Origin of the sequence: Enterococcus sp. AZ119, assembly GCF_050546175.1 — a bacterium.
Lineage (GTDB): Bacteria > Bacillota > Bacilli > Lactobacillales > Enterococcaceae > Enterococcus > Enterococcus faecalis.
This window is the reverse complement of the sequence record NZ_CP172951.1, coordinates 127,050-144,682: the sequence shown is the minus strand read 5'-3', so window position 1 is coordinate 144,682 and position 17,633 is coordinate 127,050. Positions and strand designations below refer to the sequence as shown.

Annotated in this window: 15 protein-coding genes; 4 read left to right on the top strand and 11 right to left on the bottom strand. The window is 38.8% G+C overall.

All coding sequences use genetic code 11. From position 1 onward, the window contains the following. Positions 1-204 precede the first annotated feature (204 nt). From IGL37_RS00610 to IGL37_RS00570, 9 genes are all read right to left on the bottom strand, one after another. Positions 205-1,158, bottom strand: a complete 954-nt coding sequence (locus tag IGL37_RS00610) for an ABC transporter permease (RefSeq protein WP_002356172.1) — start codon at positions 1,156-1,158, stop codon at positions 205-207. After that, entirely contained in the window at positions 1,158-2,291 is a 1,134-nt protein-coding gene (locus IGL37_RS00605; protein ID WP_010820604.1) for an ABC transporter permease, read from the bottom strand. The genes IGL37_RS00610 and IGL37_RS00605 overlap by 1 nt, the downstream gene beginning before the upstream one ends. Continuing rightward, entirely contained in the window at positions 2,284-3,852 is a 1,569-nt protein-coding gene (locus tag IGL37_RS00600; RefSeq protein WP_002381361.1) for an ABC transporter ATP-binding protein, read from the bottom strand. The genes IGL37_RS00605 and IGL37_RS00600 overlap by 8 nt, the downstream gene beginning before the upstream one ends. A 205-nt stretch (positions 3,853-4,057) precedes the next feature. Next, positions 4,058-5,143 carry a BMP family lipoprotein gene (locus IGL37_RS00595; protein WP_002356169.1) on the bottom strand — a complete coding sequence of 362 codons (1,086 nt, stop codon included), beginning with the start codon at positions 5,141-5,143 and terminating at the stop codon, positions 4,058-4,060. Positions 5,144-5,196: 53 nt separating this feature from the next. Continuing rightward, positions 5,197-6,270 carry a BMP family lipoprotein gene (locus tag IGL37_RS00590; protein ID WP_033918141.1) on the bottom strand — a complete coding sequence of 358 codons (1,074 nt, stop codon included), beginning with the start codon at positions 6,268-6,270 and terminating at the stop codon, positions 5,197-5,199. A 95-nt stretch (positions 6,271-6,365) separates the two neighbouring features. Further along, positions 6,366-6,830: a cytidine deaminase gene (locus IGL37_RS00585; protein WP_002383839.1), complete on the bottom strand. Its 465-nt coding sequence runs from the start codon at positions 6,828-6,830 to the stop codon at positions 6,366-6,368. After that, complete coding sequence (gene deoC / locus IGL37_RS00580; RefSeq protein ID WP_033918142.1) at positions 6,799-7,461, bottom strand: deoxyribose-phosphate aldolase; 663 nt, start codon at positions 7,459-7,461, stop codon at positions 6,799-6,801. Before deoC ends, IGL37_RS00585 begins: the two co-directional genes overlap by 32 nt. 27 nt (positions 7,462-7,488) lie before the next feature. Next, positions 7,489-8,790, bottom strand: coding sequence for a pyrimidine-nucleoside phosphorylase (locus IGL37_RS00575; protein WP_002356165.1), 1,302 nt, complete (start codon positions 8,788-8,790; stop codon positions 7,489-7,491). 140 nt (positions 8,791-8,930) lie between these two features. Beyond that, positions 8,931-9,938 (bottom strand): substrate-binding domain-containing protein, encoded by a 1,008-nt coding sequence (locus IGL37_RS00570; RefSeq protein WP_033918143.1) that lies wholly within the window; start codon positions 9,936-9,938, stop codon positions 8,931-8,933. 141 nt (positions 9,939-10,079) lie between these two features. Between IGL37_RS00570 and add the strand changes: the two genes are divergently transcribed. Next, the gene (gene add, locus IGL37_RS00565; protein ID WP_002356163.1) at positions 10,080-11,111 is read left to right on the top strand and encodes an adenosine deaminase; all 1,032 of its coding nucleotides are present in this window, start codon (positions 10,080-10,082) and stop codon (positions 11,109-11,111) included. Positions 11,112-11,143: 32 nt separating this feature from the next. Here add and IGL37_RS00560 read toward each other — a convergent pair whose 3' ends face one another. After that, entirely contained in the window at positions 11,144-11,752 is a 609-nt protein-coding gene (locus IGL37_RS00560) for a class I SAM-dependent methyltransferase (protein WP_033918144.1), read from the bottom strand. A gap of 14 nt (positions 11,753-11,766) precedes the next feature. Continuing rightward, positions 11,767-12,354: an SGNH/GDSL hydrolase family protein gene (locus tag IGL37_RS00555; protein ID WP_002356161.1), complete on the bottom strand. Its 588-nt coding sequence runs from the start codon at positions 12,352-12,354 to the stop codon at positions 11,767-11,769. A gap of 154 nt (positions 12,355-12,508) precedes the next feature. On the opposite strand from IGL37_RS00555, the gene coaA reads away from it, so the two are divergent. The 3 genes from coaA to IGL37_RS00540 all read left to right on the top strand — a co-directional run bounded on the left by coaA (position 12,509) and on the right by IGL37_RS00540 (position 17,186). Beyond that, a complete protein-coding gene (gene coaA / locus IGL37_RS00550) occupies positions 12,509-13,432 on the top strand; it encodes a type I pantothenate kinase (RefSeq protein WP_002356160.1) in 924 nt (307 codons plus the stop codon). Between the two features lie 311 nt (positions 13,433-13,743). Beyond that, positions 13,744-15,306, top strand: coding sequence for a glutamine-hydrolyzing GMP synthase (gene guaA / locus IGL37_RS00545; protein ID WP_002356158.1), 1,563 nt, complete (start codon positions 13,744-13,746; stop codon positions 15,304-15,306). 359 nt (positions 15,307-15,665) lie between these two features. After that, positions 15,666-17,186: a hypothetical protein gene (locus tag IGL37_RS00540; RefSeq protein ID WP_033918145.1), complete on the top strand. Its 1,521-nt coding sequence runs from the start codon at positions 15,666-15,668 to the stop codon at positions 17,184-17,186. The last annotated feature ends 447 nt before the right edge of the window (positions 17,187-17,633 follow it).

Sequence of the window (17,633 nt, the reverse complement as noted above, 5' to 3'; positions counted from 1 at the left end):
AAAGCTGCTAGACCTGTTTGGTTTTTTTCAAAATTTCGACACTTCCTTCGAATTGTAAAAAACAGCCAAAGGAAAAAAGTTAAGTCTCCTTTATCAACTCGCTTTTTTGCAGTGAAGCAGTGCCTAATGCCGCTTGTGTTCAACTGATTATCCTAAGAAAAGAAATGGCCCCCCGTCGCTTTGACGGAGGGCCCATTTCTTTTCTTATTTCGTTTTGACGTAATTTTTCCCGTTCGCTTTTGGTCCCGATGATTTTCCGAAGAACACAACTAGGACTAAAATGGTCAATACGTATGGTGCTGCTTGTAGATAAACTTTTGGAATTTCTGAAATAATTGGTAGGTTTTCCCCAGCAATACTTAAGTTTTGTGCAAAGCCAAAGAATAAGGCTGCGCCCATTGCCCCAAGTGGATTCCATTTACCAAAGATCATTGCGGCCATTGAAATAAACCCTTGTCCTGCAATTGTGGTAATCCCAAAACGACCCGCAATACTTTGAGCAAAGACAGCTCCGCCCATACCGCCTAAGAAGCCGGATAGCAAGACGCCAGAATAACGCATTAAGTAGACATTAATTCCCAATGTATCTGCCGCTTGTGGATGTTCCCCCACAGAACGTAACCGTAAGCCAAAACGTGTTTTATAAATGACAAACCAAGCTAAAATCGCAATCAAAATTGCTACGAAAGCTGGCAAAGAGGTTTTTGCAAAGAATAGTTCACCAATCACTGGAATTTTTGACAATCCTGGGAAAGAAAAATAGCCAAATGATTGTGTAATCATATCTGTTTGTCCTTTTTGATAAATAACTTTTACTAGGAAAACCCCTAGCGCCGGTGCCATCAAGTTAATGACAGTACCACTGATAATATGATCTGCTCGTAAGTTAATAGTTGCAACGGCATGTAAGAGAGAAAAGACAATCCCAACAACGCCTCCTACTAAACAAGCAATCCATGGTGTCGCCGCGCCAAATGTATCAGCAAACGTCAAGTTAAAAACGACCGAACTGAAAGCGCCCATTACCATAATACCTTCCAAACCAACGTTAACCACACCACTTCGTTCTGAGAACGTTCCGCCTAATGCTGTCAAGATGAGCGGAGTTGCATACACTAATGTTTGCGTGATGATTGAGGAAATTGTTGCTAAATCCATTAGATGTCTCCCCCCTCTTGATTGTTTTTGTCTGGCGCCGCTTCAATTGTTTCTACAATCGCTACTTCTTTTTTACTACCAGACGCTTTTGCTAACAAGAAACGAATTAAATAACTAATTCCCACAAAGAAAATAATTGCTGCAATAACAACATCAACTAATTCGGTTGGTACACCAGCTATCAACGGCATTCCTTGTCCACCAAGTTTTAACATTCCAAACAGTAATGCGGAAAGTAAAATCCCGATTGAGCTACCTGCTCCTAATAGAGACACGGCCATACCATCGAACCCAATGCTCAACGATGTGTTTTGAATAAAGAAGTTTTGGAAAGTCCCCAATCCTTGGACCGCACCACCTAAACCAGCCAGCGTTCCTGAAATCATCATGGATAAAATAATCGTTCGCTTGCTGCTCATTCCAGCATATTCAGAAGCAAATGGGTTTAACCCCACCGACCGAATTTCAAAACCAAGCGTTGTTTTTTTCATCAAGAACCACACAAGAATAAGGAAAATGAAGGCCAAGAAAATGCCGATGTTCAAACGAGAGCCATCACTGATACTTGTTAAAAACGGTGAGCGTAATGATGCATTCGCACCAATCATTTTGGTAATCCCTTTATTCGCCATAATACTTGGTTTCATGACATTATTAGCAATATGATTTCCTGTGTATAATAAAATATAATTCAACATAATCGTAACAATAACTTCACTCGTCCCAAAATAGGCACGCAAGAAACCTGGAATGGCTGCTGCTAAAGCTCCTGCAACTGCCCCAACAATAATCGCCACCGGCAACGCAATCATCCGGGGTGTATCAGGCATGGATAAAGCGACCCAAATACTAGCCACCCAACCACATAAGGCTTGTCCAGAAAGCCCGATATTAAAGAATCCAGCCGAATTTGCCACCGAGAATCCTAAAGCGGTAAAAATCAACGGTGCTGCGGTGACAAAAATCTCACCAATACTTTTCTTTCCTTGGAAAGCTGTTTCAAACATCGCTTGATACCCAGCCACTGGGTCATAGCCAAAGATAACCATAATAATTGCCCCTAAGAGGAAACCCATAATAACAGATAACACAGGGACTAAAATATTTCTTATTTTTTCAGAACGATTATTCAACAGTTTCACCTGCCTCTACTTTTGATAACTCAGCACGGGCTTCTTCCAATGAGTAGCCAGCCATTAACAAGCCCAATTCATTTTCTGTCGTTTCTTTCGGATCAACAATTCCGACAATTTCCCCCGCATGAATAACAGCGATACGATCAGAAACATTTAAAATTTCGTCTAATTCAAAACTTACTAATAAAACAGCTTTATTTTTATCTCTTTGTTCAATTAGTCGACGATGAATGTATTCAATAGCTCCGACATCTAAACCGCGTGTTGGTTGAGAAACAATCAACAAATCTGGATCGCGGTCAACTTCTCGGGCAATAATTGCTTTTTGCTGATTCCCACCTGAAAGCGCCCGAGCTGGTACTAGTTCATTAGGAGTCCGTACATCATATTCTTCAATTAATTCACGGGCGTGTTTGTTAATCATTCGATAGTTTAAAATACCTGTTGAACTGTATGGTTTTTGGTAATACGTTTGTAGGCCAATATTTTCAGCCAATGTCATCTCTAATACCAAGCCATATTTATGTCGGTCTTCAGGAACGTGGGCGACACCCATTTCCGTAATTTCCCGAGGTTTGCGATTAGTAATCTCTTTTTCATTCAAATGAATGGACCCGTTTTCGACTTTGGTTAATCCTGCTAAGGCTTGGATTAATTCTGTTTGTCCATTGCCATCAATCCCCGCAATCCCAACAACTTCCCCTGCTCGGACATCTAAGCTAAGATTTTTCACTGCATCTAAGCCGCGGCTTTCTTTCACTACTAAATCTTTAATTGATAAAATTGTTTCTTTCGGTTGCGCTGGTTTTTTCTCTGTTTTGAAGGAAACAGAACGACCCACCATCATATCGGCTAACTGTTGCGAAGAAACGTCTTTCACATTGACGGTGCCAATACTTTGCCCCCGGCGAATAACCGTACAACGGTCTGCTACTTTTTTAATTTCATCTAACTTATGTGTAATTAAAATGATCGATTTGCCTTCATCGGTTAGTTCTTTCAAAATAATCATTAATTCATCAATTTCTTGTGGCGTTAATACTGCGGTTGGTTCGTCAAAAATTAAAACGTTCGCACCACGATATAAGGTCTTTAAAATTTCAACCCGTTGTTGCATACCTACAGAAATATCGCGAATATAGGCATTGGGATTTACATCCAACCCGTATTGCTTAGACACTTCTTCAATCTCTTTTTTCGCTTTTTTCCGGTCTAAAATACCGCCATGGGTAGGTTCACTACCTAAGATAATATTTTCAGTCACAGTAAAGGCTTCAACTAACATAAAATGCTGATGGACCATTCCGATTCCTAAACGATTGGCTGCAGTAGGACTTGTAATGTTGACTTTTTCGCCATTCATATAAATCTCACCTGAGGTCGGTTCCAATAGCCCTGATAAGATATTCATCAAGGTCGACTTGCCTGCACCATTTTCACCTAGCAGTGCGTGGATTTCACCAGGTTTTACTTGTAAATCAATTTGGTCGTTGGCTTTGAACGTCCCAAATTCTTTGGTGATTTTACGCATCTCAATTACGTTTTCTTCTTGAGACAAGGTCTATTCACTTCCTAACAAAATTATATTGGCAATACTTTAGAGGGTAATTTTGACCCTTAACTAAGTAGTTGAAGAACCTCAACTATTTAGTTAAAAATCCAAACATCATAAAGGGTTCCCTTGGCAGCCGTCGCTGCCAAGGACCACTTTATTTTTAGAAGGAACAATAATGAGCCCTTCTTTTTTCATTTAGGAGCTTAAATTATTCTGGTTTTTCTGGGACTTTTACGTCACCTGAGATTACTTTATCTTTTGCTGTTTTAACAGCTTCTTTTGTTTTGTCGTTTAAATAGCCGTCTGTTAAGTCAACGCCACCATCTTTTAATCCATAAACTAAATGTTCGCCACCAGGGAATTTGTCTTCTAACGCACGGTTGGCAATATCTTGAACCGCTGTGCCGACACCTTTAAGCGTTGAAGTTAACGTGAAGTTGTCTTCTTTGCCGTCTTTTGTTTTGTACTTGCCATCAGCATCTTGATCGCGGTCAACGCCGATTACCCAAACTTTGTCGCCAGAACCTGATTCATTCAAGTCTTTTGCTTCTTGGAAGACTCCTTGTCCAGTCGCACCAGAAGCATGGAAGATGATATCAACGCCGTTTTGGTACATTGCAGCAGCTAAAGCTTTCCCTTTGGCAGGATCAGCAAATGAAGCCGCATATTTTGTATCAACAGTAATTTCTTTACCTAATTCTTTCGCAGCATCAGCCACACCTTTTTCAAAACCAGCTTGGAAACGGTCAATTACGACCCCTTCTTCACCACCAACAAAACCGACTTTGTTCGTTTTTGTTTCGTTTGCAGCAGCAACACCGGCTAAGTAAGCTGCTTCATTATCTCTAAATGTTGCAGAAACGACATTCTTTTTGCCATCGATTTGATCATCGATTAAAACAAAGTTTGTATCAGGGTTGGCATCTGCTGCAGAAGAAATTGCATCTTTTAGCAAGTAGCCAATACCAAAGATTGTGTTGAATTTACTTGATACCGCTTGGTCAATATTTGTTGTATAGTCAGCTGCATCATTCGATTGAATATATGCATACCCTTTTGAACCTTCTGGTAAATCATGTTCTTTACCCCAAGCTTGCAATCCTTCCCAAGAAGATTGGTTGAACGACTTGTCATCCACGCCGCCTGTATCTGTAATGATTACAGCACTATGCGCTGCATCCCCTTTGCCACCGCCGCTTTCAGCGGTTTTTCCTTTGCCACCACCACATGCTGCAAGTGAAACTGATAAACCTAATGCAATCAAACTAAAACCGAATAATTTTGCTTTTTTCATTTCTGTAAAGCCTCCTAAAAATAGTTTAATGTATTTAAACAACTAAGTTGTTTCTAAGGTTGGTCTGGGACTTTTACGTCACCAGAGATGATTTGTTCTTTGGCTTCTTTAACTGCCGTTTTGGCTTGATTGCTTAAGGCTTCTGTTGTTAAATCAACACCGCCATCTTTCAATCCATAAGTTAAATGTTCACCGCCAGGGAATTTATCTTCTAATGCAAGATCAGAGATTTTTTTCACAGCAATATTTACACCTTTAATGGTTGAAGCTAACGTTAAGTTATCATCCTTGCCATCTTTGGTTGTATATTTACCGTCTTCGTTTTGGTCACGGTCAACACCAATCACCCAAACTTTATCTTTTGAACCTGTTTCATTTAGCGCTTTGGCTTCTTGGAAGATTCCTTGTCCTGTAGTCGCCGCTGCGTGATAAATAATGTCGGCACCTGCTTGATACATAGAAGAAGCTAAGGCCCGTCCTTTTGAAGCGTCTGCAAATGTCCCTGCATAAGTAGACGTAATTTGAATATCTTTGCCTAATTTTTTGCCAGCGTCTGCTACACCTTTTTCAAAACCAGCTTGGAAGCGGCCAATAACAGGTCCTTCAACCCCGCCGATAAATCCTACTTTGTTGGTTTTCGTAGTGTTAGCTGCTGCCACACCTGCTAAATACGCAGATTCATTATCTCTAAATGTTGCAGAAGCGACGTTGTTTTTCCCATTAACTGTATCGTCGATTAGAACGAAATTCGTTTCTGGGTTGGCGTCCGCTGCATCTACTACTGCATTTTTTAGTAAATAGCCAATGCCAAAAATCGTTTTAAATTGACTTGAAATGGCTTGGTCAATGTTTGATGTATAATCAGATGCTTCATTTGATTGAATATACGCATACCCTTGAGGTCCTTCTGGAAGTTTGTGCTCTTTGCCCCACTCTTGCATTCCTTCCCACGCAGATTGGTTAAAAGATTTGTCATCAATGCCGGCTGTATCTGTGACCATTACGACACTATGTTGTGGATCACCTTTTGTGTTGGCGTTCTTTTTGCTATTGCCGCCACATGCAGCTAACCCAATGGTTAAGGCAACTGCTGCCAATCCTAGACCTAAAAATTTTGCTTGTTTCACTTTCCGAAAAGCCCCCTACTATTTTATCTATTATTTCATTCGCATTTATGCTATTGAAATCTACTTTGAGCCCAACGAAACCTTATGTCCTTTTTTTAAAAATCTTTATCTGTAAATGAATAGGGCAATAATGCCTCAACTGTCATTGTTTTAGTCGCGCCATCTTTACCAACTAGCGTGACCGGCATTTGTGGATCAAAGAATTCAGCCATTACTTGACGACAAGCGCCACATGGAGAAATGGGTGCCTCTGTATTACCTGCTACAACTAAATGTTGGAAGGTCCGTTCATCTTCTGAAATGGCTTTAAAAATCGCCGTTCTTTCTGCACAATTTGTTAAACCAAAGGAGGCATTTTCAATGTTGACTCCTTGATACATTTTCCCGTCTGTAGTCACTAAGCAAGCGCCCACAGGAAAGTTAGAATACGGTACATAGGCGTGTGCCAATGCTTCTACGGCACAATCAAGCCATTCTTGTTTTACTGTCATCTTTTTCGCCACACCTTCGTTTAATTTGAAATACGAATTAATACCCTTCGCCAGTTGCGCCAGAAACAATTGCTACACCCGTACTTGCACCGATGCGTGTTGCCCCAGCTTCAATCATTGCTAACGCTTCTTCTGCATTATGCACGCCACCAGAAGCCTTAACGCCCATGTCAGGACCAACTGTCTCACGCATTAAACGAATATCTGCTACTTTAGCGCCGCCTGTTGAGAAGCCAGTAGATGTTTTAACGAAATCGGCACCTGCTTCTTTGGCTAATTCACAAGCTTTAACTTTTTCTTCGTCTGTTAATAATGCTGTTTCAATAATCACTTTGACTAACGCTTTTCCTTTGGCTGCATCTACTACGCGTTTAATGTCTTGACGTACGTAATCGTATTGTTGTGATTTTAATGCACCAATATTAATCACCATATCCACTTCATTCGCACCATTTTTAATTGCATCAGCTGCTTCGTATGCTTTAACTTCTGGTGTATTTGCCCCCAAAGGAAAGCCAATAACGGTACACACAGCGACGTCGGTATCTGCTAATTGCTCGCTAGCAAAAGCGACCCAACAAGGATTGATACATACAGAGAAAAAGTTGTACTCCTTAGCTTCGTCAATAATTTTTTGGACAGCGGCTTCTGTCGCTTCTGGTTTCAAAATAGTGTGGTCAATCATGCGGTTTAATTCCATGATGAGAATTCCTCTTTTCTTTTTGTTTTATTCCGTAATAATATCGTGAATCAAAATAGGCTCTTCGCCGGTTGGTCCAATTTCAATATTTTTATAAAGCAATTGTTCGACTTCTGTCACGTCTTCACGATTGGCATAAATGGTTAATAATGATTCGCCTTTTTCAACTGGGCTCCCTACTTTTTTGTGAAGTTTCAAGCCAACTGCAAAATCAATCGTATCTTCTTTCGTAGCCCGACCAGCGCCCAGCAACATTGCGGCAACGCCAATTTCATTGGCAACGATTTTTTGTACCACGCCTGTTTCTTTGGCAGGTAAATCAAATTGATAAGTTGCGGTTAATAATTTTTCTGGCTGGTCAACAACGGAACTGTCGCCGCCTTGATTTTCAATCATTTCTTTAAATTTTGCGAGCGCTCGACCGCTTGTTAATGCTTCTTCTAATAAAGCCCGTGCTTCGTCTAACGTCTCGGCTTTTTTAGCTAAAACGACCATCTGACTTCCTAAGACATAGCACATCTCCACTAAATCTTCTGGCCCATTTCCTTGCAAGGTCTCGATTGCTTCAACGATTTCTAAACTATTTCCGATAGCCTCCCCTAAAGGTTGTGACATGTCTGAAATTACTGCCATCGTTTGGCGATTTGCCAGTTTCCCAATGCGAACCATTGTTTCCGCTAATCGACGAGCACTTGCTAGGTCTTTCATAAAGGCCCCTTCACCAGTAGTCACGTCTAAGACAATCGCATCTGCCCCTGCGGCAATTTTTTTACTCATAATGGAACTTGCAATTAATGGAATTGAGTCAACAGTGGCGGTCACATCACGTAACGCATAAAGTTTTTTGTCTGCTGGTGCTAGATCACCTGACTGACCAATCACTGCCACTTTTGTATCGTTCACCAATTGAATAAAACGTTCTTCTGTCAATTCAACTTTAAAACCAGGAATCGCTTCTAATTTATCCAACGTACCGCCCGTGTAGCCTAAGCCACGACCAGACATTTTTGCTACATTGACCCCGACACTAGCAACTAATGGCGCTAAAATAAGCGTCGTAGTGTCGCCTACGCCACCTGTAGAATGCTTGTCGACTTTGATTCCTTCTATAGAAGAAAGATCCACAATTTCGCCTGAATGGACCATTGCTAACGTCATTTGTGTAATTTCTTCGTCTGTCATATCTTGGTAAAAAACAGCCATTAAAAAGGCACTTACCTGATAATCTGGAATTGAACCATCTGTGTATCCGTTGATAATAAATTGAATTTCTTCGCTTGTTAGTTGATGCCCGTCACGTTTCTTTTCAATAATGTCTACCATTCTCATGAATTCGTTCCCTCCGATTTCCCGATAATGTATTATACAACAAAATCGTTCAGCTTTAAACCATTTAGTAAACCAGTTTACTATTATTTTTTTCTTGTGAAAACGCAAACAACACGAACATTCTATTTCTAAGCTGTTTTTTAAATCGGTTTTGTGCTTTTTCTAGCAATAAACGTCGCATCAAAAACTTTATTTGGAACTTTCCCTGTTGGATCTGCAATAGCTTCCACCAAAAATTTTGCTGCATAATAGCCAATATCAAAACTCGGCTGATAGACGGTTGTTAAACTCGGCACCAAATATTCGGAAATTTCCAAGCCATCAAAGCCAACCACCGAAATATCGTCAGGAATTTTCTTGCCCGCTTCTTCAATGGCTTGATAAGCTCCCATCGCCATTTCATCATTGCCACAAAAAATTGCTGTGATTTCTTCATTTTTCAAAACTTCTTTCGCCGCAGCATAGCCGCCATGCAAGTTCAATTCCCCAGCACAAACATAATGCGGACGAAAAGGCAAATTGTTGTCCTGTAACGCATGCTGATACGCCGTCACTCGTTCCGTTAAACGATAATAGCCGGCACTTTCACGCAACATGCCAATATGCTGATGCCCTTGTTGAATCAAATGATGGACCGCTTGATAAGCACCTTCGTACTCTTTAACGATTAATCGTCCACTATCTCGTGGATTAATCCCACGATCGACAAGAATGACAGGAATCGGATGTTCTCGTCGGTCTTTTAAAATATGATTTTCTGGCAAAACATTCGGCGTGGCAAAAATAATGCCATCCACCGACCGATGAATCAACTCGCTAACATATTGCATCGCTTGCTCGGAATTATGCTTTGAATTGCATAACAAAATCATGTAGCCTAACGAATTTAAATATGTTTCTACACCTTCAATCACTTTTGAGAAAAAGAAATCCGTCACATCTGGCACAATCATACCAATGGTTTTGGAATGACGGTTGATTACATTCGAAGCAAAGTAATCTGGTTTGTAATGATTTTCAGCGACTACCGCCAACACCTTGTTGCGGGTTTTTTCACTGAAACGACTCCCTTTATTATTCAGAATTTGTGAGACGGTTGTGACAGAAACACCAGCCATATCAGCAATTTCTTTAATCGTTAGTTTCATCGCGCCCCTCCCAACGTCTCCTTTTGCATTGACAGACATTTGTAGACGTGTTACAGTCTTCAAAATACTTATCGAATCTTTTACATTTTAACAAAAAAAAGACAAAAGAAATAGACTAAAAAGATTAAAAAACAAAAGAAAATGGAGGCTATTTTTTTCATGGAAGAATCCCGTGTCCGTCAATTACCAAAAATCGAGCTGCACTGTCACTTAGATGGGTCGATTCGACCAACCACTTTACGCACCATTGCTGAAAAACAAAACATTCCATTACCCCAAGACGAACAAGCCTTGAAAGAGTTAGTGGTTGCCCCTGAAAAATGCACCGATTTGAATGATTATTTAACTCGGTTCGACTTCGTGCTAACCTGTCTACAAACGGCCGAAGCTTTGCAAGCAGCGGCGTATGACGTGATTAGCCAAGCTGCCGAAGATGGCGTGGCATACATAGAGGTGCGTTTTGCGCCTTCCCAACATACAGAAAAAGGCTTACGGTTACCTGAAATCGTGACTGCTGTTTTAACTGGCTTAAAACAAGGCGAAGAAGATTTTGGTGTAAAAAGCAATGCACTGTTATGCGGCATGCGGCATGACCAACAACAAGCCATAGAAAAAATCGTTCACTTAGCGCATGATTTCAGAGAGACAGGCGTTGTCGGCTTTGATTTAGCTGGCAATGAAGTCGATTTCCCTCCATACACATTTGAAGACGTATTAGCTTTAGCCAACCAATTGTCAATTCCATTAACACTCCACGCTGGGGAATGCGGCTGTGGCAAAAATGTCGCTGATGCTGTCACTTTAGGTGCTACTCGGATTGGCCACGGTATTGCTTTGAAAGATACACCCGAATACTTGGCGCTCTTAAAAGAAAAAAAGGTTCTTTTAGAAATGTGTCCAACTAGCAACTTCCAAACAGGCACCGTCAAAACATTGGCTGAATACCCTTTTCAACAATTTATAGAGGCTGGCTTAGCCGTCTGCATCAATACCGATAATCGCACTGTTTCAGATACTACGTTAACGAAAGAATTCATGAAATTGGCCACTTGGTATCAATTAAGTTATGACGAAATGAAGCAACTCACTAAAAATGCGCTTGCAGGTGCTTTTTTATCGCCAGACGAAAAAAAACTGTTGAACCAAAAAATTGATCAAGCATATCTATTCTAAAAAAGAACCTCCACTAAAGTGGAGGTTCTTTTTTACTCTGCTTCTTTAACACTTCGTAAAATATAATAGCCTTTGTCTTTTGTCACGATTTCAACATTGCCAAATACTTCAGCCATTTTCTTCTCTGCACTAGGTGCACCTTGTTTCTTTTGAATAACCACCGTTAGTGTGCCACCAACTTTCAACAACGGAAAAGCCCCTGTTAAAATGTCATGGACAACTTTTTTGCCTGCACGAATGGGCGGATTGCTAACAATCGCCGCGTAGGTCGTTTCGTTTAAGGTTTCATACACATTGGAAGAATGGATATCCACAGTAGTAATTTGGTTGCGTTGGGCGTTCATTTGAGCTAGCCCAACCGCCCGTTGGTTGACATCCACCATTTCCACCAGTCGACCAGTCGCCGCTGCTAAGGACAACCCAATTGGTCCATAGCCACAACCAACATCTAACAAACGGCCTGCTGGTAAATTTTCCCATTCAAAGGCATCAATCAACACACGAGAACCATAATCCACTGTTCCTCTTGAGAAGACCCCGCTATCGGTCGTAAACTGAAAGGTCCGACCACGTAATGGAAAAGACCAGCTTTCTAAATCATGTGCTAATTCTGGATTTTCTGTATAATAATGATTCGCCATTTTGTTCTTCCTATCTATGCTTGTTTTGGTTTTAGTCTACCTTTTATTTCTCGAACAATCAAGGCACCTAATAATTCATAGCCCACTTGTGAAAAATGCAAACCATCCGCTTGTAAAAATTCATCCGTTCCAGGATAAACAGTCATCGCTTTATACAAATCAATAACTGGCAAGTTATGTGCCGCTCCGACTTCTTGTGCAACCTTGACCAATTCCTTGATACGCGTTTGTGGACGTTCTGGACGTCTGCCACTATCCGCATATGGTGGTGTAATTAAAATCACCTTTTCTGAACCAATTTCGTGAATCATTGTTTCAAGGTTTTCTCTAAACGTGGCTACTGTTATATTTCGATCCAGTGACGCATCATTGGCGCCAAAGAAAATCACCACCTCATCAGGTTTCTCAATTAGCACTTCTTTATTTAATCGTTTTAAACCATCTTCTGTTGTATCGCCAGGCATTCCAGCATTAATGACAGCCACTTCTTCTAGACCCATCGCAGCAATATCCCGTTTCACTAAGTCAACAAGAACAGGTGAGACGGCTTCGTCTAAATAACCAGCAGTAATGCTATCACCAAATAATACAATTTTTCTCATGGCTTTTCCCCTCTTTTCTAACAGTTTTCTCTTTTCATGATACCATTTTCATCATAAATTGGCGAAGAAGGGAATTCTTTTGTAAAATCCTGTGTTTCCCTTGTGAAATTATGGTAAAATGTACAAAGATTGAACAGGGTTTGGTGGAGGAACAATGGACGATAAAATGAATTACTACCCAATTTCCAGAGAAGAATGGCATGGGTTTTATCATGACGGCAAAGCACCGTTAACCGAAGCAGAATTGGATAACATTAAAAGTGTGAACGACCAAATTTCACTAAAAGATGTACAAGAAATTTATGTACCCTTAACGCATCTTATTCATTTGTACATGAAAGAATTTGAATCGCTAACACTTAGCAAAGGATTATTCCTACATGAATATGTCTCTGTACCACCATTCATCATTGGAATTGCCGGCAGTGTCGCCGTTGGTAAAAGCACCACCGCTCGTCTTTTGCAAAGAATTCTGGCCCGAACGTTTAAACGAAGAAACGTTCAACTCATTACAACGGATGGATTTTTGTATCCCAATAAAGTGTTAGAAGAACAGGGAATTATGGACCGAAAAGGGTTTCCTGAAAGTTATGACATGGAGAAGCTAATTAATTTCTTAAACGAAGTCAAAAGCGGCAAAGACGAAATTAAAGCACCTGTCTATTCTCACAGTGTCTACGATGTTATCGAAGGCGAATATGAGTTGATACAACAACCAGATATTCTGATTGTTGAAGGCATTAACACATTACAGTTACCCGCCAATCAACAAATTTATGTGAGTGATTTTTTTGATTTTTCTATTTTTGTGGATGCCGATCCAGCCTTAATTGAAAAATGGTACCTAGAACGTTTTGGGGCCTTATTAGATACGGCTTTCTTAGATCCTAATAATTATTATTACCAATATGCAATTGGCAAACGAGAAGATGCTTTCGCCATGGCACGGAATGTTTGGAAAACCGTGAACTTACCGAACTTGGAGGAATATATCTTGCCAACGCGCGGACGTGCGGACATTATTTTGCATAAAACGGAAAATCATTTGATTGACCAAATCTATCTACGTAAATATTAAGGGTTGACGAGCTAAGAAATATCCTGTATCTTTTGTAGAAATATCCTTGAAAATTTTCAGCAGAATGCATGACTTTCAAGGAGTAAAATGTTTTAATAAGTATAGCTAGACAAAGAAGAGTACGGAACAAAAGTGAACCACTTTTTAACCGCCTGATTCTCGGCTGTTTAAAAGTAGCCCCTGCGGAATTAAGCCAAAATTTTCTAAAAATCGTAAAACAATTTTTGAAAATCCTTTCTTAATTCTTGGTGCTGACCACTTTTTAACCGCCTTTTCTTTAGATAAATTTAAATGGATAAGGGGTAATAGACGTGACTAACGTTGCCGATTTGACATCTGTCGAAAAAATTATTGTTTTAGACTTTGGTAGTCAGTTTAACCAATTGATTACTCGTCGTATTCGTGAATTTGGCGTATTCTCTGAGTTATTAAGCCACCGAACTACGGCAGAAGAAATTCGCAAAATCGCGCCTAAAGGAATCATCTTCTCAGGTGGACCAAACAGCGTGTATGACAAAGATGCTTTTAGCATTGATCCAGAAATTTATGAGTTAGGAATTCCCATTCTTGGCATCTGCTACGGTATGCAATTAATGACTCATAACTTAGGCGGAAAAGTAGAACCTGCCGCAAACCGTGAATACGGAAAAGCAGAATTAGAAATCCTTGGTGATGCGACATTATTCCAAGGAACACCTGCGAAACAAACCGTTTGGATGAGCCACGGTGATTTAGTAACAGAAATCGCTCCTGGATTCGAAAAAGTTGGGACAAGCAACGACTGTCCAATCGCTTCTATCGAAGATGCCAACCGCAAATTCTACGGCGTACAATTTCACCCAGAAGTTCGTCATTCAGAATATGGTAACGACTTATTACGTCACTTTGCTTTTGATGTGTGTGGCTGTACTGGTGACTGGAGCATGGAAAACTTCATCGATATGGAAGTCGCTAAAATCCGTGAACAAGTAGGCGATAAAAAAGTCTTACTTGGTTTATCAGGTGGCGTTGACTCAAGTGTTGTCGGCGTGCTTTTACAAAAAGCCATTGGCGACCAATTAACTTGTATCTTCGTTGACCATGGATTATTACGTAAAGGTGAAGCAGAGCAAGTAATGGAAAGTTTAGGCGGTAAATTTGGCTTAAACATTATTAAAGTAGATGCGAAAGAACGCTTCTTAAGTAAATTAGCAGGCGTTTCTGACCCTGAACAAAAACGTAAAATCATCGGTAACGAATTTGTGTATGTTTTTGATGACGAAGCAACTAAACTTGCTGGGGAAGAAGGCGTTTCATTCCTAGCACAAGGAACTCTTTACACAGACGTCATCGAATCTGGTACAGAAACTGCGCAAACAATTAAATCACATCACAACGTTGGTGGTCTTCCTGAAGACATGCAATTTGAATTAATTGAACCTTTAAATACATTATTCAAAGACGAAGTTCGTGCCTTAGGAACTGAACTTGGCATGCCTGATGCAATCGTTTGGCGCCAACCATTCCCAGGACCAGGATTAGGTATTCGTGTGCTTGGTGAAATTACAGAAGATAAATTACAAATCGTTCGTGATTCAGATGCTATCCTACGTGAAGAAATCGCAGCAGCTGGCTTGGATCGTGACATTTGGCAGTACTTTACTGTCTTACCTGGCATCCGCTCAGTAGGCGTTATGGGCGATGGCCGTACCTACGATTACACAGTCGGTATCCGTGCTGTGACTTCTATCGACGGCATGACCGCTGACTTTGCCCGTATCCCTTGGGATGTTTTACAAAAAATCTCTGTGCGCATCGTGAACGAAGTTGCACATGTAAACCGTATCGTGTACGATATTACTTCAAAACCACCTGCAACTGTGGAGTGGGAATAAAGAGCCAACATAATATGAATGGGGAATGCCGACAAATCAACGTTTTTCAACTTTTGAAATGCTTGATTTTCATTGAAAATGATATGGTTCCCTACCAAAAAAACTGTCAGTTTAAAATTCTGACAGTTTTTTTAATACATTACTTCCAATCCTCATATGTTGAATGTTCTGACCAGTAAAACATAACAATAAAGATAGTTAGAACGACTATTACAGCTTAATGATACTTAATATAGAGTATCTACTACACCGAAAATATTTTAGTTATAGTTAAAAATGGGGATAAAGGCCTAGATTATGAGTTTTTAAAAATTTTCAGATATATATTAGAGCAACGATTAAATATGGAGGGTAAATAAATGAAAACAATTTGTTTAGGTTGTAAAAAGGAGTTTGAGAAAGATACTGGTTTTGAGAAAAGAATTGCCAAAAATATTTCTGAGGCAATAAATGAGCAAATTATGCTTGACCATAATCCAGAGGAATTAATGAAATTCCCTAAAACATATTTCATACCAGACAGAGAATTATATTGTTCAAAATGCTTAATAAAAGTTGATCTAGAAAAAGAAAGTGCTAAAAAGTTATTATTAAAATCTTCTGATTTGAATAAAAAAATCAATGAGTTACTAGACGAATACTTCGATATATATACCGAACAACTTAATCTTCTTGAATCAGAAAAAGAAAAATTTGTATTTCTATTTTCTTATATTGAAGAGTGCTTTCATTTATACTCAGAAATTACTGTTGAACTAAATTATCTATTCGATCGCTTTGAGAAGCATATCGTGCCCAATTACAGTGATTTCACATATATGTACTATTTCAGAAATATAGTGTTAAAATCTATAAGTTTGATTGAAAAAACAACTGTGTTTTATAGTGTAGTTTTTAACATAGAGTTTAGAACTCACAAGATTCAGAATAAATATGAGAGTTTACTAAAGCAATTAAGAAAGATAGATTCTTTTAAGGAAACTAAATTTTTCTCAATGATTAATAATTTTAGAGAGAAAGGAGATGCCTTCACTCTCTCTGATACAAGAAAATCTTTAGATCATGATCTATCTTACAAAAAAGGAGTTGAAATGATTGGAATTTTAGAAAGAATACAAATAATTAGAAAGCTAATCGACTCAGGTTATCATCTATTAAACGAAATGATAGATTTAGCCTATGTTGAATACCTAAATATTGATATTCCGATTGACTATACCCTTTTAGATTATAAGGAAATCTCCTCAAAAGAAACTAAACTTATTGATCCAGAGAAAATCTCATTTTTAGCTAAAAAATTTGGAGAACGAGTGTCAGAATTTAATAATTCTACTTTTAAAAATCCTAATGAAATGATGAGTGAAAATAATCAAAGAATGTATGATATTCTTAATCGTTTACATGAAATTTCTAGAGCTAATATTATTATCTATAATTTGTTAAATTATTCTGCATTAAATTACCTACCTTCAAATTCTGTATTTGTTGGTAATTTAGCTGAAAAGAACTATAGTTCATTAATTAATGACGCTATTTATCGTATTTATTCTGTAAATGATAAGTTAGCTAGGTTTTTAAAAAATCAGTATGAATTAAGTACAAGTGGTGATTATATTTATTTTGATGATTTAAAAAATGTAATTTCTAATAGCAATAATCAAGAAATCATCACGAAGAAAAAGAAACTATTTGCTAACATACATAGTTTTTTAGCTTCAGACGAATATATTTTTTTAACTGATAATCGTAATCGCCTTTTTCATGTTAGAACAGACCAGAACAACTTATCTATTACTGAAGCAGAACATTTTAATCATATCAGGCTCACTAATATTTACGTGTATTTGCATTACATTGATAACATAATTAATTCAATTTAGATTATAAAATTCGATATATGTCCCATTAAATGATCAATAAATATCATTAGATACTGTGTAAATTATCGAATTTGGTTATTGAATAATAACATCTCTTCGCAAGCTTGCTGCTCTTCATTCCTTGGAGAAAAAATATCCAGAAAAGTTAGAACAATCCACAAGATTGACTTTTATTTTCCATGTACTTTTTATTGATCTGATTGTATCCTATTTAATTGAAGTTCGACACATCATAGTTGTTAATCCAATAAATCAACATTTTTTAACTCATGAAATGTTTGATTTTCATAAAAAAAGATCTGGTTTCTTACCAAAAATAACCCCCTGCTAAGATAATACTTGGCAGGGAATTTTTGTATAGCTTAGAATTCTTTTTCATCCATATGGTGTACAGCATTTATCTCTTTCATTAACTCTACTAATACTTTTTTATTCTTTTTCAATTGC